This window comes from Coleofasciculus sp. E2-BRE-01 (genome assembly GCF_040221695.1).
GTDB lineage: Bacteria > Cyanobacteriota > Cyanobacteriia > Cyanobacteriales > Coleofasciculaceae > Coleofasciculus.
In genome coordinates this window covers 18,655-41,585 of the sequence record NZ_JAVKEA010000245.1, presented here as the reverse complement: position 1 = coordinate 41,585, position 22,931 = coordinate 18,655, and the positions used below count along the sequence as shown (strand labels likewise).

Sequence of the window (22,931 nt, the reverse complement as noted above, 5' to 3'; positions counted from 1 at the left end):
TTGATATCGCCACCGTTGCCAACTCCTCCCGCTTCAACATTGCTGGTGACTCGACTAGAAAACCCGGCATTCACTCCAGCTACAGTGAGATTATTCGATACATTAATATCTATGTTGCCCGCATCTCCAAGTCCAAAGGTGCTAGCAGTTAACTGAGCCCCATTGGTGATAGATAACGAACCCGCTTCAATATCAATATTTCCGCCTCTGCCTGTAGCTCTAAAATCTAAACCGCTAGTAACTGTACTTGGCACGAAAAACTGATTGACACCATCAAGGGTAAAATCATCCCGAACATTAATATTGATGTTGCCAGCATTGCCTTGTCCGGCAGGGACGGTACCAGTAGCTTGACGAACGAGGGTTTGTACTTGAGCGCCATCAAGAATAGACAGTGACCCAGCTACAATATTTATATTTCCTCCATTAGCATTTGCACCGGATTCGACATTGCTCAGAATTCCGGTAAATAATCCTCCTCCAAATCCAGCCATAGTTATGGCATCTGAGACATTAATCGTCACATTTCCGGCATCGGCTCTTCCAAAAGTGCTGGTATTGAGTTGAGCGCCATTAGTTAAGGAAAGCGACCGAGCTGTAAGATTAATATTGCCTCCCTTCAATCCAGGTATTGTCCCAAAGTTGTTACTGACAATACCACTGCGATAAAGAGAGATATTTCCTTGACTTTGAAGGGAGACATCACCTGCCAATAAACCAGAATTATCGATACTAGAGTTAGGCATGAAAATGATGTCATTTTGGGCTATAAAGTTAACATCACCGCCCTGACCCAGAGCATTAGCGAATCCAAAAGAAGAGGCAGAAACTAGACCATTGAGTGTAATCATGTTGCGAGCATCAAGAAAGATATCGCCACCGCCCTCAAAACTACTATTTCCTATTGCCACACCCGTCAATACCCCTCCCTGTGTGGCTACAATTTGAATATCACCATTAAGTGAGGGATTGGGCTGGTATTGATTACTTAATAGAACCGTTCCTGATAGAGGTAGAATCAGTCCGTTCATAGGATCAGATGCCGCATCAGCAAACAATATTGTGCCAACTCTAATATCTGCACTTGTTGGTTCACCTGTATTAAAAAATGGAGTCCCGAATGCTGTTGTTCCGGCTCGGATGTCGAGAGTCGGTTGAGTGCGACCATTAATTGATACTGATGTTCCATCCGATAAAGTAACTTCCTCAACAATTCCATTAACAGGGTCTGCACCTTGAATCCAAATTAAGCCAGGAATGGTGACACTACCTCCAGCAAGGATGTGTAGAGATGCTCCTTGGTAAAAATTCAAAGCGACATCTCCATTGGCGCGAATTACGGGATCATTGGGACTAGATAACCCCCCCAAACTCCCATCTAACTGCTCAATCGCAAAACTTCCCCCACTCCAATAGTGAGCATCGCCTCCTACAGTGTTGGCACTTCGCAACACCATATTCCCACCGGAAAACAAGCCACTATCGGGATGATTCAAGGCAAAAATATCTATCGTTTGATTTCCTTGAACCAGCAACTGTTCTCCAGCCGTGGCAATAAAGGGATTCGCTATACTATCCCGTATCGTTACCGTATCTTTAGCCGTAAGCGTTAAATTTTCCCCAGCCTCTAATTGACCTTGTAAATCCAGATTATCCGCCGCCAAGGTCAAATCTTGCCCTACTTCTAAATTCCCAGCATTGGCAATCTTTCCGTTTGAATTCGACCCATACTGCAATCCCGGTGTTAAATTAATCGTTAATATTGGCGGTGCTTCTGGATTCGTGGCGCTAAACTCCACCCCATTTTCAAACACCACAGAATTCGCCGTAGACGCCACAAACGAACCCGCGATATCCAACCGCGCATTCTCCCCAAAAATAATCCCATTGGGATTCAACAAAAATAAACTGGCGCCCCCATCTACCCCCAACGTTCCCAAAATATCGGAGACATCACTCCCCGTCACCCGACTAAAAATCGTTTCAATCCCCACCGGATTCGCGAAATAAACCCGCAATCCCTCGCCAACATTAAACTCGGAGAAACTGTGAAACAACGCCGCGCCCCGTGTCGCCCCGCCTTCAATTAAATCCGCCGGAAGTCCCTGGATATCCACATTTGGCGTCACCACGGAATTTTCAGTTCCTAGAGTAGTATCTGGTGTAATCTGAGCCACAGCATCAGCACCACAGAACGCGAAAACGCCGCCAATTCCAACAATTCCGGCGAATGTCCACCACCAATTTTTCCAGCTTTGAGTCATCACCAATTTGAACCCAAACCCTACTTTCCTAGTATATATCGCTCAGCAGTGGAAACTTATGCATGTTAGGAAAAATTTCATCCAGGTTATGAATAAACGTTACAACTCTGAAAAAAGTGCATAAGGGTCAATCTCTCAGAGACAGATGACAGTGAATCGTTCAATCGTGACTCTTTCATTTCACTGTAACCCTGACTTTCACTTTGTCTAACTTCAAGTCTATAACTCTTCTCTCTGTAGTAAGTTGACTCACTCCTTTAGTTATCACCGAACCCGCTAAAGCCGCGAATTTCAACAATACCTCAATTCACGTTCAGCCTCTCTACACGACAACAGGCAATCCCGATGACTATCTTATGTCTCCCGGAACTGGCTATGATGGCGTTGCTCAACTTTCTTTAGGTGGTTTTTGGGGAAGTTATTGTACAGGTGGACTATTAGGAACGGGCGCTCATATTCTCACGGCTGCTCATTGTCTCACTGATGATTCTGGTAATTTAAAGGTTTGGGATGGAACAGCCACGTTTGAGTTATGAACAGGTGATGTCAACCTCTCCATTGCTGATATTTTTGTTCATGATAGTTGGACGGGTGATTTATTTAATGGTTATGATGTTGCTATTTTAGAGTTAACTGATATTGCCCCAGATATTGGCGATGATTATGCTGACTTAGGGTTAGGGCTAAATGAAGTAAGTGCAGCATCAGGGGATTCCGGAAGTCCCACATTCATTGATGGCGCGATCGCAGGAGTAACTTCCTTTATGTTACGAGTTTATTACCTTGATGGTATTTCCTCTGATATTGACGATGCCCTCAATTCTTCCTTTGGCGAGTTTGCTTTGGATACCCGTGCGTCATCTTACACGAATTGGATCGACGATATTCTAAGCAGTTGGCAGCCTCCTACGCCTCCAGTTGTGGACAATCCAGGGGATGACATTGATGAAAACTTACCTAGCGGTGATGATGTTGCCGATGATCCAATTGACGATACTCCAGATGACGAGATTCCTGATCACCCAGATGATAGTATTGGTGACGATAGCCCAAGTGATCCAGTGTCCGTACCCGAACCCAGAAGTTTAGCTGGACTGATGACATTGGCTACAGGATTATGGCTAACCAAAAAGAAAAAGGTGAGCCTTTGATCAGTCGGTTGAGGACATACGACAAGCTAAGATTGAACAGTTTCTAGGGGACGCGATCGCAAAATCTGACTGTTTGGCATAAGCTGTAGAGTATCGACACGAATAGATGACTGGCTCGGCTTCAGGGGAATCATCTCCTGATGGCAAACGGTGCAAAACCAATAAATACCTTGTCGTCTTACGTGGCGTAAGAGGGGATGACCACAACACAGACAAGTTTTGATTCCCATAATTGCCTATCTCCTGATTTCATAAATAAACAGTTGCTAACCACAGAGCCGCGAATCGATAACTAAGACAAGTCATCCACTAAGACAAGTCATCAGTCAGTAGAGACGCTTTGGTGGAACGTCTGTACAAAGTCATAACCGGGAAGTATAAGTAGCGAATGTTACTGAAGGATAGTTCAGTAAATGATTATGATTTGACAGCTAGACTGATCAGCTAGAATGAATGGTATAGCAATTCCCTAGCCTCATAAAGTATCTTTTGATATAAAATCAGCCTAAAATCCAGAAATTTAACAAATAGTTTTGGTAACCATCAATACAAAATAGAAGTTGGGTAGGAAGCGGCGCTAGTAGAAGTCTCCAAAAAGGTGATCCTTCATCTATCCCAAGACAGAAGACGGGGAGAACAGTAATTCGGTAATGCTCTAGGACAGAAGGGGTAGAAGGAAAAAGTATCCCAGCTAAAAAGGGGATTACATCAATTTTTGGTTAGGAGAGACTATACCGAGCAGTTTACGAGGGCGATCGCACCTGAGGTGGAAAAGACTGCACCAAAGTCTTCGCGCCAAGGCATAACAGATTTTTACACAGACGTTCCGGATCGCGGTCTGGTGCGGTTAAGCTGACGGATAGAGCGAAAGCAAACCCCAACGTCTGATACCTTGGCATCGCCAATTTTAGAGACTAGAGTAGCAGGGGGAACGATAGTAAATCGTGTCATCAGTAACAACCGGTCTATGAATAACCAAGTTTTTGAACCCAATAGCGATCAACCCATCCAGTCGAATGTCTGCCTCCCGGAAATTCAAGTAGAAGACGATCGCACCGGGATGACGGTGGAGACGCTAAAACGTGCCTTTGCCGATAACTTGTACTATATCCAGGGCAAGAACGAGTTCTTAGCTACCCCCTATGATTACTACATGGCTCTGGCTTACACAGTACGCGATCGCTTACTGCATCGGTGGATTAATACCGCGACAACCTACCTGCAAAAAGAGGTCAAGTCCGTTTATTATCTCTCAGCAGAGTTTTTAATGGGTCGTCAGTTAAGCAATAACTTGCTCAACCTGAATATGTACGACCGAGTTTGTCAAGCCTTAGAAGAATCCGGATTAAAGCTGGATGACTTAATGGCACTCGAACCCGAACCCGGACTGGGGAATGGCGGGTTAGGACGTTTAGCCGCCTGTTTTTTGGATTCCCTCGCCACCTTAGAAATTCCTGCCGTTGGCTATGGAATTCGCTATGAATTTGGCATCTTCGATCAGCGCATTGAAGAAGGCGCTCAAGTCGAACATCCTGATAAATGGCTGCGTTTCGGCAACCCTTGGGAAATCCGCCGTCCCGAGTTAACCGTTGTCGTCAACTTTGGCGGACATACCGAAGGGTATCATGATGAGAAGGGTCAGTATCGGGTGCGTTGGGTTCCCGATCGCAAAGTCTTAGGAACCCCCTACGATACCCCTGTACCGGGATACCATAACAACACCGTCAATAGTCTACGTCTGTGGCGAGCCGGTGCCTCTGAAGAGTTCAACTTCCAAGTGTTTGACAGTGGAGACTATTCGGGTGCGGTGACAGACAAGATATTCTCCGAGAATATCTCAAAAGTCCTGTATCCCAACGATAATACCTCTCAAGGTCAACAACTGCGCTTAGAACAGCAATATTTCTTCGTGAGCTGTTCACTCCAAGACATCATCAACACCTACCGCCGCACACACCGGAACTTTGACCAGTTCCACGAAAAAATCGCCATCCAACTCAATGACACCCATCCCTCAATTGGAATTGCCGAATTAATGCGGCTGTTGGTGGATAAATATCAATTGGGATGGAACCGAGCCTGGTACATCACCAAGCACACCTTTGGCTATACCAACCATACCCTTCTCGCCGAAGCCCTAGAGCGTTGGCCCGTCAGCTTATTCGAGCGTTTACTGCCGCGACATCTGGAAATTATCTACGAAATTAACCATCGCTTCCTGGAACAGGTCAAAGTGAAATATCCCGGTGATGGGGAGCGATTGGAACGCATGTCCCTGATTGAGGAAGGTGGCGAAAAATTTGTCCGCATGGCACACCTAGCGTGTATCGGTAGCCATAGCATTAACGGCGTAGCCGCACTTCATACGGAATTGCTCAAGCAGCGAGTGCTGCACGATTTCTATGAAATGTTCCCCGAACGATTCAACAACAAAACTAATGGCATTACCCCACGTCGCTGGCTATTGCTGAGTAATCCCCAACTTTCTGACTTGATTACGGAAAAAATTGGTGATAGTTGGGTGACTCATTTGCAAGACTTGCAAAAACTGGAAGCATTTGCCGATGATCCGGAATTTCGTCAACGGTTTGCCACGATTAAGCAGCAGCATAAGCAAGAATTGGTGGACTATATTCTACTGTTTAATGACGTAGAAGTCGATCCCAATTCCTTGTTTGATGTCCAGGTGAAGCGATTACATGAATACAAGCGTCAGTTACTCGATGTCTTGTATATCATTACCCTCTACAACCGGATCAAGCGCAATCCAGGCATCGAAATTCTGCCCCGAACCTTCATTTTTGCAGGCAAGGCGGCTCCAGGCTACTATATGGCGAAGTTGGTGATCCGATTGATCAATGCTGTGGCTAAAGTGGTCAACAACGACCCCGATGTCGCGGGTCGGATTAAAGTGGTATTTATGGAAGGATTTTCGGTCTCCTTGGGTCAGAAAATTTATCCGGCGGCAAATCTTTCCGAGCAAATTTCCATGGCAGGTAAGGAAGCTTCCGGCACAGGCAATATGAAGTTTGCCCTGAATGGATCGCTAACCATTGGCACTCTAGATGGAGCAAATATTGAGATTCGGGAAGCTGTGGGGGCTGACAACTTCTTCTTATTTGGTTTAACCGCACAAGAGGTCTATGACTTAAAATCCAGGGGCTACAACCCGATGGATTACTACCATAGCAATGCCCAATTAAAAGAAGTGATTGATCGCATGGCTTCGGGTGATTTCTGTCCTGAGCAGCCAGACTTGTTTAAGCCAATTGTGGATTCACTCCTCTACAAAGACGAGTACCTGTTGTTTGCCGACTATCAATCTTATATCGATTGCCAAGATCGTGTCAGTCACGCCTATCGTGACCAAGAGAATTGGATTCGCATGTCCATTCTGAATACAGCTCGCACAGGTAAGTTTTCTTCTGATCGCACAATCCGGGAATATTGTCAAGATATCTGGAATGTTGAACCAATCTCGATTGACATTGAGGAATACGTGCAAGCGGAAGCCGGGTTAAAGGTGACCAAGCCACCCCTTCATATTTAAGTCAAGTTGTGATTAATTAAGGTGCATCACGTTAATTATCAACGTAGGGGTTTGGAAACCAAACCCCTCTCAGCGTTACTCAAGATGAAGTAACGCACCTTAACAGGGCACGATGGTATCGTGCCCCTACCAATGGCAATTTAGATGTTAAGAACGTGCGATCTCATGGAGAACTGGGAACTCGCCCAAACCAGGGGAATTATAGGTGTTGATTATTTATATAGATGCGAGGTATAAGCATGAGCGTTACCATTCCTGATGAAATCGTTAAAGCCTCACGACTCTCAGAAGCCGAGTTGATTCAAGAAATTGTGCTAATGCTTTTCCAGCAGAAAAAAATCAGCATTGGCAAAGCCAGTCGGTTACTGGGGATGAATCTAATCCAGTTCCAGCATTTGATTGCCAGTCGGGATATCTGTGTTCACTACGATGTTGCGGATTTCAAAGAAGATCTGAAAACAATTATTTTGTTACCTTAGACATTGCAGAAAGTAAGGCTCTCAGGGCATGATTAACGGCTTCCGATGTCTTAAAAACCTTAGCCACATCTGGAGCCAGGGTAACTGTTACCGGAGAGTCATCAGTTTGAGTAACAAAACGATTCGGGCTAGCTTTGCTATAGTCAAAGTCATATTCTGGAAGCATCTCGTCATCTATATTGTTAGGAAATTCAGAAGCCTGTGAATTGTTCATAATCCTTGCGTTCCTTTTTAGTTGCTAGACGTGCGCTGATAATACGGATAATGTTTCGTCTTCTCTCAGTAAAGGAAACCAACAAAAGTCGATTATTTTGGTGTCCAATGATGATTTCTCGTCGCTCACCAACAGAGTGCAATTCATCCTCAAAAATGTAAGCCATTAGATCATTGAAAACGGCTTGAGCTTCTTCAAAACTGACACCGTGTTTTTTGAAATTCAGGCTAGCTTTTTGGTTATCCCACTCAAATTGTAGATTCATGCACCGATTTGAGGCTAAGTGACGAGAAAATTAATATTTATTTACTGTACCGGATCAAACTGATACCGCTGCCAAAGAAACGGTTTTTCCCATGCCATCATCATTGACAATTATGACCTCCAGTAAGCGAACCTGTACCCACATAAGACTTATCGTTATTTTTCGGTTCACCATCGCAGATCCATTTCCCTTGTGAACTCACCTTGCCCACTCTCCTAGCCTTAGTCACGCTTTGTCTACTATTCTAGATGCTTCAAATATCCAATTTTGACTTTTCACTTAAGGCGCGGGTGGGAAATCTTGGGCTGGTATATCTTTGTAAGGAGACGGGGGTGAAGCCTCTGGAGAGTCGTGTAGCAGGTTTGAAACGAGGCTATAACTCAGATAGGCAGGAATTGCGATCGCGATCAGTACGGCGACTAGACCCAACCAGCTTCGGGCAGTCCATGATGACCCATAATAACAACGGTAGGGATCAAACGGTAGCTGTTGGGGATCAATGATATTCCGTAACGCAATCAGTCGCTTAAATCGGACGCGCCGATCATCAAGTTTTTCCAGTAGAATCCAACCCGCCAAGGCTTCTTCTTCACACAGTTGTTGAAACACAGCAGGTTTATGAAATAAGTCGCGGTGCGATCGCACAATTTTGAATTCCCAGCCAACCAGTTGCGGGTCTACTGAAGGTTGTTCTGGATGGCTCATACGGTCAATCGTGCCGTTAGCTTGTCGCTGCTGTAATAACGCTGAGTCTTCTTTTGCCTCAAAACCCATCACAATCTCCTCTTCCTCCTCCTGATAATGATGACTCCCGATCATCTGTCGCCAGCGCAGCCATGTACTGACAATCACTGACTGCCAACCCAGATTGCCGACTAACACGCTGAAAATGGTCACTTCAAGCATTTTTTAGTCATTCGTCATTCGTCATTTGTCATTTGTCATTTGTTATACTCGCTTCTCTCCAAGCCAGCACTGAGTCAGGGCGGGTTTAGCGGCATTCGGGTAGCAAGAAACGATAATCGTGAAACCCGTTCTTACAACCTGTAAAACTTAAACCTCTTTTTCGGTTATTCATAATTCATAATTCATAATTTATAAATTCATGACACATAGCCTTCCACAACATAATCTGATCCAAGCTGACGCCAACTGACTTGTTCAAGCGTCAGGGCGTCTGTCATCCTTGCTAGTCCTAAATCCCCAACAGGTGAGGGCGCTGTTATACCACCGACAATTTTCGGAGCAATAAATGCCAGTACTTTTTGGACTGTGCCATCCGCGATCGCTCTGGCTGCCAAAGTGCCACCACATTCCCATAACACCGTTGAAAGCTGTCGGTCGTACAGATACGCCATTGCCTTGGCGGGTGTCAGAGGCGTCATTTCAATCACTTCTACTCCCTTGTTCACTAGCTGGTGCTGTAAATCCGGATTGGCTCCGATCTCGGTCAAAACTAACGTGGGAGCATCAGCGGTTTCCCATAAACGGGCATCGATGGGCAAGTCTAGGGTGCGACTCATGACCACTCGCAACGGATTGTGGGTATCGGTATCGTGACTGGTGAGATGAGGGTTATCCAGACGCACAGTATTACCGCCTACAATAACGGCATCACAAGCCGTCCGCAGTTGATGTACATACCGCCGCGCCTCTTGACCCGTCACCCAGGCACTGTGACCACTGGCGGTGGCAATTTTGCCGTCTAGTGTCATGGCATATTTCAACATTCCCCAAGGACGCTTATGCAGGATGCGATGAATAAAGGCTTCATTAAGCTGGCGACAAGCCTCCGTTTCCACACCCACGACAACCTCAATCCCAGCCTTTTTGAGCCGCTCAATTCCACCACCTGCCACGAGAGGATTGGGATCAACCATACCGACGACAACCTTGGCGACTCCGGCGGCAATTAAGGCTTCGGTGCAGGGGGGTGTTCGTCCATAGTGATTACAAGGCTCTAGGTTGACATAAATAGTCGCTCCCTGAGACTTGTCACCCGCTTGACGGAGAGCAAAAATTTCTGCGTGGGGTTGACCTGCGCCTGGATGAAATCCCTCTCCCACGATCGCTCCATCCCGGACAATGACAGCACCCACTAAAGGATTAGGGCTAGTTCGTCCGAGAGCACGGCGGGCTAGTTCGATGCACCGTTGCATCATCGTGCGATCAAATGGCGTCCAATGAGAAGACGCCGATGACACCGATTGAGCATCAGGTTGGGCGTCAACGGGAGAGTGTTCCATCGGTCTGCTGTTTTTCTGGTTATTCTTGAGTTTAGAATATACTCCCCCCGGATCAGGGATTCAGGACTGTCTTTTCTGGCTTATCGTCGATATTCGTCGCCACAATCACCAATGATTTGATACAAATCATAAGACTTGACCAATACCGCTTCAATCTTCTCCTTATCCTTGGCATCGAGAGTCATGGTAAATACTCTGGCATTATCGTCTATATGTTCCGATATGCCTAACCTCGCACCAACAATCACACCAGCTACGGCTGGCTGATCGAGGATATACCGCACGGCTACGTTGGGGATACTCACGTTATGGCGAGTGGCTATGTCCTGAAGTACGGTGAGCAATTCTTGAAATAAACTCCAACCGCCCCACCCATCAATCATGTTCTTGTATTTTCTCAAGCTAGCCGTAGACAGTTCTGCCCCACCCGGTTCAGGTTGTCCTAAATACTTTTCTGATAACAAGCCGCCGCAGACTGTGCCATACGTAAACAGTTTAATGTCATGGTCTTGACAAAATGCTGCCATGTTGACTTGAGGACGGCGGTCAATCAGGGAATACTGGACTTGATTGGAGAGGATGTTGATATCGGCGTCGATGATAATTTTTAGGTGTTCGGTATCAAAGTTGGTTAACGCCAGGTGTTTGATTTTCCCTGACCCTTGCAGTTGTGCCATCTGCTTGAGGGCATCCAGATAGTTGCGATCGCGGTAGTCCCACCAGTGGAATTGCAGCAAGTCCAGGCAATCCATTCCCATCCGTTGGCGAGAGCGATCGATATTTTTCTCCACCCATTGTCGAGTCATCCGACCTGGGCGGGGTACCCATTTGGTAAACGCTTGGATGTTCGCTAACGCTTCCTCACCACGAGTCGCCACCAGTTGACGCCTAAATTCGCCAATAAAATCTTCCGCCGGTCCGTAATGATCGGCGAGATCCCAGGTGGTAAAGCCAGCATCCAGGTAATCAAACATACTGGGGATGGCTTTTTTGGGATCAATGCGTCCATGAGCGCCAGATACTTGCCATAAGCCATTTAAGAGGCGACAGATGTTCAAATCTGGGGTCAATTGCAATCGGCTGGATTCAGGTAAAGTCATGGTTAGGAGGGAAGTAGGTGGGGATAATTAAAGTTAACGGCTCTGATCGTCATTCGTCATTCGTCATTCGTCATACTCGCGCAAGCGAGAAGCAAGCTACGTCATTCGTCAGGGTTTAAGGTCTATTTGCAGAAATTAATCGTGTTGGGTTTATTTCCACCAACCTACTTAACAGGGTAATGCTTGCTTCCGAATAACTATGGCTATGATAGATAGGCGCACTATACAGCAAAATATGATAGTACAGGCTACTGTTTTATGATGCCACCGTCGCTTATTTTCCCAAAAGCAGGGGTCACCGATCAAGTGTGGCTTGGATGCATGACCGTTTAGTTGAGGGGTTTCACCCCTATTTACGTTGCCGAGTTGACCAATTAATCTTGAAGAAGAGAAAAAAAAAGAGCCTACGATTGGCTCTCTCGATTATCAGGGTGCATCTACTTAACATAGTATAGCATTTTGGGGGTGAGGGGTGTCACCCCCTATTTAAATCAGTTGGGCCAAGCGGTATGTGATATCATGTCCGGTCAAACACCCCGAATAAAAACGCCTGAAACCCTTGTTATTACGGCATTGCAATTATGGGCAATCGTCAGGACATGATATGAGACGGCGACATTCATACAAATAAAAAAGGAGAGCCCTAAAATTAGGCGACTCTCCCGATCATCAGGGTGCATCTACATAACACAGTATAGCACTGTGGGGGTGGGGGGTGTCACCCCCTATTTGATTTTTTTGGGTGAAGTTCTGTTCCAATACGGCTGGCGGCGAACTCTAATTTAGATTTTTATCCCCCAGCTCCCCCAACTCCCCCAACTCCCCCAGCTCCCCCAACTCCCCCAGCTCCCCCAGCTTCCCCAGCTCCCTTTAATGGTATTTGAGCGCCTTTTTCACCAAGTCAGGAATTCGTGACGGATACTCAGCTACAGGTATATTTGTCTGTTTGAACGCCGCCACCTTATGTTGAGCCGTTGTCGTATTCGCGATCGGTCCTGATAACTGAGCCGCGATAATGGCACTGGTATCCCCGACTTGTTTATCTTCAGGGGTATATTGTCCAGCAACATAAGCAATAACGGGTTTCTCTATGGCTTGGGCAATAAACTCTGCGGTTTCATCTTCACTATCGCCCCCCGTTTGATCCACTAAGACAATCGCTTCTGTCCGTTTATCCTGAGCTACAATCTCCAGCCACTGACGAAATGACGAGGCGATAATGGCTTCACTACCGAGATTCACAGCAATGGATTGTCCCAGTTTAGCTTGGGTTAACCCTAAAGCCACTTCATAAGTGAGAGTACTGACTCGGCTAATCACACCAATTGTACCGGGCGTATAAAATTCACACTCCTGAGTCCCCAGTAACAGTTTTCCTGGCACAATAATCCCAGAACTACTCGGTCCCACAATCAGGGTTTCCCTGGCTTGGGCTTTGGCTAGCAAGTGAATCATATCTAGAGGTGGAATACCACCCGTCACTAGAATAATGGGTGACAAGCCAGCGTCTATCGCTTCTAACGCTGCATCCAAGGCGCTGTAGGATTCGGCAAAAATAATCGTGGCGTCGCAATATCCAACTTCGGATAACGCCTCTTCTACGAGGTCAAAGACGGGAATCCCATGCAACGTCTGTCCTCCCTGACCTGCACTAACCCCAGCCACTAGATTTGTGCCATAAGCTTTCATGCGGGCGGCATAATAGGAACCGATGGGTTGGGTGATGCCCTGAACCAGGATTTTCATGTCTGGTGTGAATTTCATAGGCGTTGGATGCAGCAATGTAGTAGATGCGATCAACAATATCAGTAAAGGTTTGGCGCAAGGGGTTAACTTTGACATCTCCACTCCTTAAAAGAGAGTGGATTGGAGAGCGGATACTACGCGCTAGCTTGAAAGCGTAGCGCTTCGCATTTCTCACGGTATGATCGTTTCAGGTTAGAAAACAAGTCATACCGTTTTGGCAGTGTCAAGCTGCCTCTACCCACCTTGGCTAGGTCTACCCCTAGCTGTGTGGCTACTTTCTTGAGTATATTTGCCGCCCCATTGCAATCAGCGTTAATTAGCTGACTACCAGATGCCCCGGTTAACCAATTAGTGCCACCGTGGTCAAATCCATAAGCTTGAGAGTAATCTAGGTTGGGATTAACCTTAATGGGTTGCTTTCCATCATCTATTACCCAGTCAATCCAAAACTCACCTAGACTTGGGCGAATCGTCACCTCTTTAACCCAATCTGAATCAATAAACTCTGGTAATGGTAACTCAATCTGAGTGATGAGTTCAGGCTTAGTTTCCTTGCTGATAGATGGACGAAAACACCCATCTTTGTCAGTTAAAGCCTGCCTGGGAAAAGTCACCGCAGCCAAGCCACCTTTTTTCCTGTACCGAGGCAATGATGGACGATTAACATCACCTTGGTAATAGGCGTCAACCAAGCTGTTGTAACTTTTTATTGATTCACCTACAGACTTTAATGTTTGCTGTGCAGATTGAGCGGCTAGTGCTTTGTAATGCAGGTTAAGTTTAAGCGCTTTGTCTAACTCTGGGTAAGTTGTACAACACTTGTACAGCTTCCACCCGCAGCGCAACTCATCATTATTGCGCCAATATACAGAAAAAGCGTTGGGTTGCTTTTCCCTCCACTGATAATGATTCTGGATGGTGTAATAAATTGCACAATTAATTAGACTATTCGCGTTCTGGCATTGGTCTATCCAGTACGCTTTTTCTTCTTCCGTAAACTTAGCTCTAATCGGAATGGTTCGGTACAATTTTTATCACCTCCCTATGTTGTCTATTATAGTTAATTTCATCCCCCGGTTAAAACACGGGGGTTCTCAGCTTGCTTCCTGATAGGATACCGATAAGTACTGGTTATTCGTCATTTGTCATTCGTCACACTCACTTCTCTCCTAGCAAGCTAAGTCTTATGTTGCACAACGATCGCATTCCCAATTCAGTCAGGGTGGGTTGAGTCACATCGGGGCGGAAAAAAACGATAATAGTGAAACCCGCCCCTACACACTCACAACTCTTTCAGCTTGCCAGAGAAATCGCTTGTGCCACTGCCTGATCCAAGTTACCCATCCAGTGTACAGGGAGTGCCGCTAAACGGTCTTGGATAGTGTCTATTTTGCCGTTAGCTAAGCGAATGACTAGGTGAGGTAACTCTGTCCTAGATAAAGATTTCGACGTGAGATGGCGGCGGCGACGATTGCGTGAGTCACGGGAGTGCAATTTTCCTGTCGTTGGTGTTTTGGCGGGATCTACGGCACTGACTCCAGAGTTATTTTCATCTTTCGATAGTAGATAACTGGCAATTACCTCAGCCACAGCTTCACTAGCTGCTTCGTTGCTCAAAATATTCACTAAGACAACTTGGATGTTTTGAGTGTCCGTCAATTGCTGCAAGGCATTTTGTAACTGTTGGACGGGAGAGGCGGCGGACGGTACATCCCAACTGGCATAACCGTCTACAATTAAACAGTTTGCTGGCTTACCTTTGGCTTTGTACACTAAATCCAATGTGGCGGCAGCAAGACAAGGACTGTTACATAGAATACCAATATTTCCTTGACTATCTGTCCATTGTAGATCCGTTGGCTGATCGGTGGGTGGGGGAGTGTGGGTGAGGCTTGATGCGAGGTTTGCTAACTCGGATTGGCGTCCCAAAGCGTGATCATTGACCGCAATTTTACCATCTAGCGCCATGACTTCATGGCTAGCACTGACGCCAAGGGGATTAATCTCCACTAAATCCAGGTCTTTTTGGATCAGAAGTTGATACATTTTCTGGACAATATCGCTGACTGATTCAATCAGATGACCTTGAAGTCCCATTTTGAAGGCTAGACGTCGGGCGTAAAAGGGAGAGAAATCTTCCTCTACTACCACTCGCTGCATCTGTGCCATGACGTTTTCTACATGGATACCCCCTTGGCAGGAACCTAACAAGACGGGGCGTCTTAAGGTGTAGTCCAGGATAACCGCTAGATAGAATTCTTGTTCAGCATCATAATGGGATTCCGCTAGCAGCACGTTGGGATACTTGCCGAGAATGGATAGATTAAAAATAGCCCGTGCGGTGGCGATCGCGTCAATTGTATTTTCTACTGTCCGGATACCACCCGCTCTACCCCGTCCGCCTTTGGGGACTTGGGATTTGAGAACCACAGGATAGGGAATGTCTAACTGCTTGAGATCTCTGGGATGGTCGATGCATTGAGAGGGCAAGACGGGAATGCCGATCTCGCGGAATAAGGATTTGGCTTGGTACTCTAGTAAGTCCATGAATTTAGATATTCAGCTAAGGGGGTCTTCTTAAAGGGTAAGAACTCTTAGCCTTTAACGTTACAAAAACCTGACTCTAACAGCCACTCATTCACCCTGATGGTTGCTCAATCTGTCTGAAGTGATTGAGATTGCCAATTAATATGATAAAGTGTTCTTATCAGTTTTGCTCAACTAATCCTCCTGTAGGGTATCGTAGGAATGGACAGTCGGGCATAGCCGCTGAAAATGCAATTGGTATAATTTTACTCAACTACTGCCTTTTAGATTTCCTAATTTATAATTCATACTGTGTTCCCCATTAGTGATGATAATCCCACGCGCATTACTCCTTATGTAACCTACGCGCTCATTGCTGCAAATATTGCGGTTTTTATCCATCAATTACTTTTAACACCGCCCCAGCTTAATGCATTTTTCCACCTGTATGCGGTTGTCCCCAAAGAGTTAAGCGCTAGCTTTGAGGGGATTTCAGTCAATCAACCCGTGCCAGAATGGTTTACCTTGATCAGTTCTCAGTTTCTTCATGGAGGGTTCTTGCATATTGGCGGCAATATGTTATTTTTATGGATTTTTGGCAACAATATTGAAGACCGTCTGGGTCATATTAAGTACTTCATCTTTTACATTGCTTGTGGTATACTTGCCGCTCTATCTCAGTGGTTTTTCTCTATGCAATCCGGGATTCCATCCCTAGGAGCGAGTGGTGCGATCGCGGGAGTTATGGGTGCTTATATTCTCAGGTTTCCTACGGCTCAAATCAATACCTTAATCTTTTTAGGGTATTTCGTGACCACCATTCGATTACCTGCTGTTTTATACTTAGGATTATGGTTTGTCCAACAAGCGTTTAGTGGCGTGGCGAGTGTCAGCGTGCAAACGGATGTGGGAACGGAAACTGGAGGAATTGCTTATTGGGCACATGCTGGCGGTTTTGTGTTCGGAGCCATCCTGGGTCCTTTATTTGGATTATTGTCTGAAGATTAATTGTCATTGGTCATTGGTCATTTGTCATTGGTCATTTGTCATTTGTCATTTGTCATTCGTCATTCGTCATTGGTCATTGGTCATAGTTGCTCTTCGAGAAGCAAGCTAAATCTTACCTAAAGGTGTGAAGACTATTTCCATAAGTTGATATAATTAGGTTTGTATCCATCAACCTACTTAAATAATTAATTGTTAATTTATCAGGGAGAAAGAGGCTTGTGGTTCCATTGCGGGATGAAAATCCAATTAAAATTACACCATACATCACTTATACATTAATTGCAATTAATGTCTTAATTTTTATTTTCGAGCTAACCTTAAATTCTCAACAACTGGATATATTTTTCCATCTATTTGCTGTTGTCCCGAAAGAACTGACAGCCAGTTTTAACGGCATTACCGTGCATCAGCCGATACCTGAACCGCTGACGTTAATCACAGCGCAGTTCCTCCATGCGGGGTTTACCCATGTGGGATTCAATATGTTATTTCTCTGGATTTTTGGCAATAATATTGAAGAAGAACTGGGTCGGTTCAAGTTTGTGATATTTTATCTAACCTGTGGCGTATTAGCCAGTTTAGCCCAGTGGTTTTTCTCCGCCCAATCGGGGATTCCCTCTCTAGGTGCCAGTGGTGCGATCGCGGGTGTGATGGGTGCTTATATTCTTAAGTTTCCCAATGCTAAAGTGGTTACATTAATTCCCCTAGGCTTCTTTTTTACTACGTTAAGATTACCATCTGTATTTTTCCTGGGATTTTGGTTTTTACAGCAAGCGTTTAATGGGTTAGCCATGTTAGAAGCCCCAGCCAATGTGGGGATGGAAAATGGGGGTATCGCTTACTGGGCGCACGCTGGCGGGTTTATCTTTGGCGCTATTCTGGGTCCTTTGTTAGGATTATTCGCTGAGGATACGAAACCATCATTTTGGGATTCTCAGGATCTTTCTTGAATCTTGAACGTTGAGATAACTAAAATAAAATAGGGCTTTCTGCACAAAGCCAAAATCGCAAAACCCATCAATACTTTGAGCTTTATTGACAGAGGGTTTGATTCAAGGAAATCGGGTAGTATTATTCATAAGCATGGCATCACCTTGCTCAGGAAAAATGTACCCTTGCTCCCCCAGCTCCCAGACGTGCCATGGCACGTCTCTACATTGGCTTGCCTAGCGCGTAGCGCTATACACATCAGCTTAGAACGTGTTTATTGAGAGTTATGTGCTTTCCTTGACATGATCGCCATACTATGAAATAAGCATATTGTAGTAATTTATACTCTGTTAATTGGTAAAAATATATAAAGTATTGCCGGAAAACACATATTGAAAAGATTATAAAAACAGTAGTTTAAGAGGCAATCCAGCACAGAAAGCTCCGATAGTATAGGTGATGCAGTTGCCATCAAGAAAAGGATGACATCGATGTCACTGAGTCAATTTTCCATTATAGAAACGACTCTCCGGGAAGGAGAACAATTTTGTGGGGCTAACTTTTCATCACCCGATAGAATAGAAATTGCCAGGGCGCTTGACCAGTTCGGCGTTGACTATATTGAAGTTACTTCCCCTTGTGCTTCCCCTCAATCCCGTCAAGATTGTCAGCATTTAGCTCAATTAGGGTTGCACGCCAAAGTATTAACCCATATTCGCTGTCATTTAGAAGATGCAAAAGTAGCATTGGATACAGGCGTTAACGGGATTCATTTGTTCTTTGGCACCTCCAGTTTTCTGCGCCAGTTTGGTCATGGAAAGAGTATAAATCAAATTATTGATCGCGCAAGGGACGTTATTTCCTTTATCCATGATCAAAGTCCAGAAACCGAATTACGCTTTTCGACAGAAGATTCATTTCGGAGTTTGCTTCCGGATTTACTCCAGGTTTATTGTGCTATTGATAAACTCGACATGGTGAATCGTTTCGGTTTAGCGGATACCGTCGGTGTCGCCACTCCCAATCAAGTCTTTAATTTAGTCCAGACACTGCGCCAACAGACAAATACCGATATTGAATTCCATGGTCATAATGACACAGGTTGTGCGATCGCGAATAGCTACGCCGCCCTAGAAGCAGGTGCAACTCATATCGATACTACAGTATTGGGGATCGGGGAACGGAATGGGATCACACCTCTGGCTGGACTCATCGCCCGTCTCTATACTGTTAACCCAGAACAATTGCAGTGGAAATATCGCCTCCCTCAACTTGCAGCACTTCATCAACTTGTCGCCGATAAAGTGGGTATGGCAATTCCAGCTAACCACTATATTATCGGTTCAGCCGCCTTTAACCATAAGGCAGGGGTTCATGCTAAAGCCATGTTAAATAATTCCCAGACGTATGAAGCCATTGATCCCAGTGATTTTGGACTATCCCGTTCCTTTTTAATTAATCATAAATTAACAGGTCGTCATGCGATCGCAAATCGCGCCAGTCAACTGGGATTAGACTTCGACCCCTTCCAAATTCAGGCAACAACTCAAACTATTAAAGCTTTAGCTGACCAACAACAACTGACCCTAGACACTGTGGATGAGATATTGCGTTCTACTTTCCCGATGCAACAGAGTCACAATTCGGCTTAAGGGTTGATTGTTCTTGGGTGATCACGGGTTCGATGCTATAGGTTTGCTCATCTGCTGCTTTGGCACGCTTAACCAAAAACGCCACTAACCATGGTGCAAGCATCAGGATACTTAACATCCGGGTTAATTGCATGGCTAATACCAATCCGGTGTCACCGCCTAACTGCATAACGGTAGCCACCATTGCCTCAATTCCTCCCGGTGTGAATCCTAAAATAGCCGTTGCCATATCCACATCGGTGACGCAATGAAAGCCATAGCCAATCCCTAAACAGATGATAATTAACCCAGTGACTAACCCGACTTCAATTAAGACAGCTTTGCCGAGTTTACGGGCGGTTTGCCAGTCAAACTGTACGCCAACCGATAATCCAATCAGTAATAGTCCACCTGCGAATAAAGGTTGAGGCATTTGTACTGGATTTGGCAATGCCCAAAATGTCGCTAGTCCTACCAGAAAGGGACCGAAAAATCCAGGGGAAGGTAGACGGAATCGCTTTCCTGCCCAAATTCCCAGGATACCGCACCCAGCGAGAATTAAAAGGCTCAATGCCAGGGGTAAGGTGGTCAAGGTGCTGGCTGGGGTGACAGTGGCGGTGGCTAACGTATCGGGGTTGGCGGGAACCAACAGGATAGCCGCGCTAGGCATGATTAACACAACCAGCAAAACTCGGATATATTGAAGTAGAGCAACCGCGATCGCATCCGCTCCCATTTCTTCACTCATGACCACAATGCTGGAAGCTGCACCCGGTATAAATCCGAGTAAACTGGTGGTGCGATCAATCCCAGCCCAACGACTTAAGAGATATCCATTAAATAGACTCAGACTCCCGGTGAGCAAAACACAGAGTAACAAAGGGATGGCGTAGGTTGTTGCCACACTAATGGTTTCTGGAGAAAAGCGAGTCGCTGTAACTAAACCGACAACAATTTGTCCAATGAGTTTAAAACTTGAAGGTAAGGGTTGGCGGCGTCCTAAACTGATTGCGTAGCCAATTCCCACCAGCATCGGACCCAGTAGCCAACCGACGGGGACATTCAGCCAGTTAAAGAGTAAGCCAACGCCAATCGCTGTGGTGATCTGCTGGGTAATTCGTTTGGTTTGGGGCAAATTGTCAACGAGTTTCTCTCTCCAACGGGAAAGACGGTCTTGATTGGGTATCGAGGGGGATTCCGGTAATGAGGAGAGTTGCCAAACCACAGATATTAATAAATAGAGTATAAAAAACTTAACAATTCTATTCTATCATCTGTATTAATGAGGGTGCAGGGTATGGAGGGTAGGGTATTTACGGTAGAGTGTCGGGGTCAGGTGTCGAGAATGGGGTGTAGGTTGGGTAGAGCGATCGCAAAACCCAACAGGTTAACTGGCAATTGGAGTCCTCTACCCTTCGGGTTCTCCTAGGCAAGTACGAGAAGGTTCTGCCCACTGGAGTGACACAGCTAAAATTGTGGACTAGATTTTACCATTGAATCGGGCGCAAAGCTTTGCGCCCCTACCAAGGTGACTTCCCCAATCAACAAATGACAAATGACAAATGACAAATGATAATTAATACCTTGTCGCACCCGTCGGAATTGGCTTCTCTTGTTCTTCTTCTAATTCTTCATCTTCATCTTCAAAAGCATCTTCGTCTTCGTCTTCATACTCCAGTTCAATATCCTCCTCAACCTCAGTAGCGCTGACTGGAATCGAGGTATCCGCACCATTGATAATCGCCCCTAATAGCGGTGATGGCTCGGCTTCAGTTAATTCTTGAGCTGCCAGATTCAGGATTGATTTCTCACTGTAACCTGGGCGGGTGACAAGTACCATCCCATCGGCTAGGGGTTCGAGCAACAGGGTATCATTGGACAGGGAGAGTGCCGGACTATCAATCACTACAAAGTCAAAGCGATTGCGAGCATCAGTGATTAGCTGTTGGAATTCTCGCGATTCTAGGATAGCAGCGGCTTGTTTTTGGGGTCCAGGACTGGGTACGATATAGAGATTCTGAATATTTGGGGCTAATTGAATGCAAGCACTATTAGAGCCGTAGTACGGTAATGGTTGGGTCTTCGCTTCCGGTTCAGGGGTGACGTGGTGGAAATGCGCTTGGGAGGATGAGCGCAAATCGGCTTCAATTAATAGAGTACGCTTACCCGCATGAGCTGACGCGATCGCTAAATTATAAGCGGTGGTGCTTTTACCCTCTCCCTTAACCGTGCTGGCGATTAACACCACTTTCAAGGATTTATGCTCTCCACTACAAAGCTTACTGCGGAACCGTTCGTACACCTCTAAATAAGGTGAACTTGACTTGAGCAAAATACCCGTTTGTCCCAAATCCGGGTCAATGCTTATCACCACAGGCAATTCTGCCAAGACAGGAACATCATGTTGTGCCAGCAATTGCTGGATTTCTTTCGCCGCGTAGAGTTTGCTATCCAAGATCGCTAGGATGAGAATCACACCAGCCGCCGCGACTAAGCCGACAAAGGTTCCCCCGGCGAGGATGACAATCGGATTAGTTGATTCTTTCCCACCTTTCTTCTGGACGTCAGGAGGCTGACTAACGCTGAGATAGCTTACGGTTTCCGCTTCGGCGGCTTTGGCATCGATGAGTGATGCCTGTAATTTGTTGTAGAAGTCTTGTTTGAGCTGAAACTGCTGCGCCAAGCGTACTTGCTCAAGCTGTTTGGTAGGAATCTGTTGATAGTCTTGGAGCAGTTCCTGTCCAATTCTTTTGGTCGTTTCCAGTTGATCTTGCAGGGTATCGCGTTGAGTTGATAATGACACCAATGTATCAGCTAACTGTTTCCTAGCTGGGTCAAGGCTGCTATCGGCTCGGATTTGTGGGGGAGTTAAAGCTTCACCCCTACCGTTCCCCTGAATCACCTCAGCAGCTCGTCGTGCCAGCATCGCTTCATACGTCCGTTGCTGTCGCTGTAACTCCTGCACATTCGGGTGTTGGTCTTTATATCCTTGACTCTTGAGCAGTTCTTCCTGAGTTTCAATTTGTTGCAATTGTCCGCGCAAGCCAGCGATGGTGGGATCAGCGCTGAGAGCAGAGTTGGTATACGCTTGGTCAGCCGTCAACCCCAACCGCCTCTGCAAGCTAGCCATCTGACTCTCAATTCCTTCTAGAGTCTGTTGCACTTGGCGTTGCTGTTGTTTGTTAGCACTAATTTGCGCCAGCAAGCTGTTATCTTCCGCTAAGGCTAAGGCAGCACCCTCAATCCGGTTAAAGGTTTCCAGTTCTTCTTGTGCCTGTTTTAGTTCTTCTTCTGCCTCGGCTGAGCGTGTTTCAATTAAGTCAATCCTTGCTTGTAGTCGTCCAGTATTAATCAAACGACTTTGCTCGATCAGTTTCTGCATCAACACTTCTACAGTTTTGGCAGCTTGCTCCGGGTCGTCATCGTTGTATAGTACTCCTATTCTGGATAGAGTCGCGGCTTCTTTGTCTTTTTGAGGCGGGTCGAACATCAACTCTACATTATCAATGATCTTTTTAGGATCTGAACCTACGGCTATTGCTGTGGCTTTAATTACATTTTCCTCTAAAAGATTCTCCTGTGTCAGTTGCAACCCCTGCTGCTGAATTTGCGTTCCGGTTTCTGAAAAGGTTTGCACAGGAGGTGTAACCGACAAAATTCCTTGACCCTGGTAAGATACAGCACTGGGAGGAGAAGGCATAATCGCTACAACGCCCGAACCGCCAGTAATTAAAGCAAAAATACCGATACCAATAAATTTATAACGATCAAGAGCGATTAAATAACGTTTAATTAAGGGAATAGTCATAGCAATTTAGCTG

20 protein-coding genes are annotated in these 22,931 nt (G+C 45.8%); 7 read left to right on the top strand and 13 right to left on the bottom strand.

All coding sequences use genetic code 11. From position 1 onward, the window contains the following. On the bottom strand, positions 1–2,264 hold a 2,264-nt coding region (locus tag RIG66_RS33360), incomplete at its 3' end, for a two-partner secretion domain-containing protein (RefSeq protein ID WP_446384338.1). 356 nt (positions 2,265–2,620) lie between these two features. On the opposite strand from RIG66_RS33360, the gene RIG66_RS33355 reads away from it, so the two are divergent. Then, complete coding sequence (locus RIG66_RS33355) at positions 2,621–2,800, top strand: trypsin-like serine protease (protein ID WP_446384336.1); 180 nt, start codon at positions 2,621–2,623, stop codon at positions 2,798–2,800. 228 nt (positions 2,801–3,028) lie between these two features. After that, on the top strand, positions 3,029–3,415 hold the full coding sequence (locus tag RIG66_RS33350; protein ID WP_446384334.1) for a PEP-CTERM sorting domain-containing protein: 387 nt from the start codon (positions 3,029–3,031) through the stop codon (positions 3,413–3,415). 26 nt (positions 3,416–3,441) lie between these two features. Here the strand turns inward: RIG66_RS33350 and RIG66_RS33345 are convergent, their stop codons facing one another. Beyond that, positions 3,442–3,645, bottom strand: a complete 204-nt coding sequence (locus RIG66_RS33345) for a hypothetical protein (protein ID WP_446384332.1) — start codon at positions 3,643–3,645, stop codon at positions 3,442–3,444. Between the two features lie 513 nt (positions 3,646–4,158). Beyond that, positions 4,159–4,314 carry a hypothetical protein gene (locus RIG66_RS33340; protein ID WP_446384330.1) on the bottom strand — a complete coding sequence of 52 codons (156 nt, stop codon included), beginning with the start codon at positions 4,312–4,314 and terminating at the stop codon, positions 4,159–4,161. A gap of 68 nt (positions 4,315–4,382) precedes the next feature. Here RIG66_RS33340 and RIG66_RS33335 point away from each other — a divergent pair, with 68 nt between their 5' ends. Beyond that, positions 4,383–6,965, top strand: coding sequence for a glycogen/starch/alpha-glucan phosphorylase (locus tag RIG66_RS33335; protein WP_446384328.1), 2,583 nt, complete (start codon positions 4,383–4,385; stop codon positions 6,963–6,965). A 239-nt stretch (positions 6,966–7,204) separates the two neighbouring features. Beyond that, positions 7,205–7,444 (top strand): UPF0175 family protein, encoded by a 240-nt coding sequence (locus RIG66_RS33330; RefSeq protein ID WP_446384326.1) that lies wholly within the window; start codon positions 7,205–7,207, stop codon positions 7,442–7,444. Here the strand turns inward: RIG66_RS33330 and RIG66_RS33325 are convergent. The 8 genes from RIG66_RS33325 to RIG66_RS33290 all read right to left on the bottom strand — a co-directional run bounded on the left by RIG66_RS33325 (position 7,428) and on the right by RIG66_RS33290 (position 15,562). After that, a complete protein-coding gene (locus RIG66_RS33325; protein WP_446384324.1) occupies positions 7,428–7,658 on the bottom strand; it encodes a hypothetical protein in 231 nt (76 codons plus the stop codon). The genes RIG66_RS33330 and RIG66_RS33325 overlap by 17 nt on opposite strands. Beyond that, the gene (locus RIG66_RS33320; RefSeq protein ID WP_446384322.1) at positions 7,636–7,923 is read right to left on the bottom strand and encodes a BrnT family toxin; all 288 of its coding nucleotides are present in this window, start codon (positions 7,921–7,923) and stop codon (positions 7,636–7,638) included. Before RIG66_RS33320 ends, RIG66_RS33325 begins: the two co-directional genes overlap by 23 nt. A gap of 279 nt (positions 7,924–8,202) precedes the next feature. Further along, a complete protein-coding gene (locus tag RIG66_RS33315; protein WP_446384320.1) occupies positions 8,203–8,829 on the bottom strand; it encodes a hypothetical protein in 627 nt (208 codons plus the stop codon). Positions 8,830–9,026: 197 nt separating this feature from the next. Next, entirely contained in the window at positions 9,027–10,169 is a 1,143-nt protein-coding gene (ribD, locus tag RIG66_RS33310) for a bifunctional diaminohydroxyphosphoribosylaminopyrimidine deaminase/5-amino-6-(5-phosphoribosylamino)uracil reductase RibD (RefSeq protein ID WP_446384318.1), read from the bottom strand. Between the two features lie 80 nt (positions 10,170–10,249). After that, positions 10,250–11,269, bottom strand: a complete 1,020-nt coding sequence (locus tag RIG66_RS33305; RefSeq protein WP_446384317.1) for an aldo/keto reductase — start codon at positions 11,267–11,269, stop codon at positions 10,250–10,252. A gap of 870 nt (positions 11,270–12,139) precedes the next feature. Further along, a complete protein-coding gene (locus tag RIG66_RS33300; protein WP_446384342.1) occupies positions 12,140–13,033 on the bottom strand; it encodes a succinate--CoA ligase subunit alpha in 894 nt (297 codons plus the stop codon). Positions 13,034–13,149: 116 nt separating this feature from the next. Next, positions 13,150–14,043 (bottom strand): hypothetical protein, encoded by an 894-nt coding sequence (locus RIG66_RS33295; protein WP_446384315.1) that lies wholly within the window; start codon positions 14,041–14,043, stop codon positions 13,150–13,152. Positions 14,044–14,308: 265 nt separating this feature from the next. Continuing rightward, entirely contained in the window at positions 14,309–15,562 is a 1,254-nt protein-coding gene (locus RIG66_RS33290) for an ATP-grasp domain-containing protein (protein ID WP_446384313.1), read from the bottom strand. A gap of 291 nt (positions 15,563–15,853) precedes the next feature. On the opposite strand from RIG66_RS33290, the gene RIG66_RS33285 reads away from it, so the two are divergent. From RIG66_RS33285 to lysS, 3 genes are all read left to right on the top strand, one after another. Beyond that, entirely contained in the window at positions 15,854–16,549 is a 696-nt protein-coding gene (locus tag RIG66_RS33285; RefSeq protein ID WP_446384311.1) for a rhomboid family intramembrane serine protease, read from the top strand. 218 nt (positions 16,550–16,767) lie between these two features. Next, complete coding sequence (locus tag RIG66_RS33280) at positions 16,768–17,499, top strand: rhomboid family intramembrane serine protease (RefSeq protein WP_446384309.1); 732 nt, start codon at positions 16,768–16,770, stop codon at positions 17,497–17,499. Positions 17,500–17,970: 471 nt separating this feature from the next. Further along, complete coding sequence (gene lysS, locus RIG66_RS33275; RefSeq protein ID WP_446384307.1) at positions 17,971–19,131, top strand: homocitrate synthase; 1,161 nt, start codon at positions 17,971–17,973, stop codon at positions 19,129–19,131. On the opposite strand, the gene RIG66_RS33270 is transcribed toward lysS, so the two are convergent. Next, complete coding sequence (locus RIG66_RS33270; RefSeq protein ID WP_446384305.1) at positions 19,094–20,335, bottom strand: AbrB family transcriptional regulator; 1,242 nt, start codon at positions 20,333–20,335, stop codon at positions 19,094–19,096. The genes lysS and RIG66_RS33270 overlap by 38 nt on opposite strands. 351 nt (positions 20,336–20,686) lie before the next feature. After that, entirely contained in the window at positions 20,687–22,918 is a 2,232-nt protein-coding gene (locus RIG66_RS33265) for a GumC family protein (RefSeq protein WP_446384303.1), read from the bottom strand. Positions 22,919–22,931: the final 13 nt, after the last annotated feature.

What these genes read in the sequence shown, in the direction of transcription:
- RIG66_RS33355 (WP_446384336.1), top strand. Translation starts at nt 2,621, where the DNA reads ATGTCTCCCGGAACTGGCTATGATGGCGTTGCTCAACTTTCTTTAGGT.
- RIG66_RS33350 (WP_446384334.1), top strand. Translation starts at nt 3,029, where the DNA reads ATGTTACGAGTTTATTACCTTGATGGTATTTCCTCTGATATTGACGAT.
- RIG66_RS33345 (WP_446384332.1), bottom strand. Translation starts at nt 3,645, where the DNA reads ATGGGAATCAAAACTTGTCTGTGTTGTGGTCATCCCCTCTTACGCCAC.
- RIG66_RS33340 (WP_446384330.1), bottom strand. Translation starts at nt 4,314, where the DNA reads ATGCCAAGGTATCAGACGTTGGGGTTTGCTTTCGCTCTATCCGTCAGC.
- RIG66_RS33335 (WP_446384328.1), top strand. Translation starts at nt 4,383, where the DNA reads ATGAATAACCAAGTTTTTGAACCCAATAGCGATCAACCCATCCAGTCG.
- RIG66_RS33330 (WP_446384326.1), top strand. Translation starts at nt 7,205, where the DNA reads ATGAGCGTTACCATTCCTGATGAAATCGTTAAAGCCTCACGACTCTCA.
- RIG66_RS33325 (WP_446384324.1), bottom strand. Translation starts at nt 7,658, where the DNA reads ATGAACAATTCACAGGCTTCTGAATTTCCTAACAATATAGATGACGAG.
- RIG66_RS33320 (WP_446384322.1), bottom strand. Translation starts at nt 7,923, where the DNA reads ATGAATCTACAATTTGAGTGGGATAACCAAAAAGCTAGCCTGAATTTC.
- RIG66_RS33315 (WP_446384320.1), bottom strand. Translation starts at nt 8,829, where the DNA reads ATGCTTGAAGTGACCATTTTCAGCGTGTTAGTCGGCAATCTGGGTTGG.
- ribD (WP_446384318.1), bottom strand. Translation starts at nt 10,169, where the DNA reads ATGGAACACTCTCCCGTTGACGCCCAACCTGATGCTCAATCGGTGTCA.
- RIG66_RS33305 (WP_446384317.1), bottom strand. Translation starts at nt 11,269, where the DNA reads ATGACTTTACCTGAATCCAGCCGATTGCAATTGACCCCAGATTTGAAC.
- RIG66_RS33300 (WP_446384342.1), bottom strand. Translation starts at nt 13,033, where the DNA reads ATGAAATTCACACCAGACATGAAAATCCTGGTTCAGGGCATCACCCAA.
- RIG66_RS33290 (WP_446384313.1), bottom strand. Translation starts at nt 15,562, where the DNA reads ATGGACTTACTAGAGTACCAAGCCAAATCCTTATTCCGCGAGATCGGC.
- lysS (WP_446384307.1), top strand. Translation starts at nt 17,971, where the DNA reads ATGTCACTGAGTCAATTTTCCATTATAGAAACGACTCTCCGGGAAGGA.
- RIG66_RS33265 (WP_446384303.1), bottom strand. Translation starts at nt 22,918, where the DNA reads ATGACTATTCCCTTAATTAAACGTTATTTAATCGCTCTTGATCGTTAT.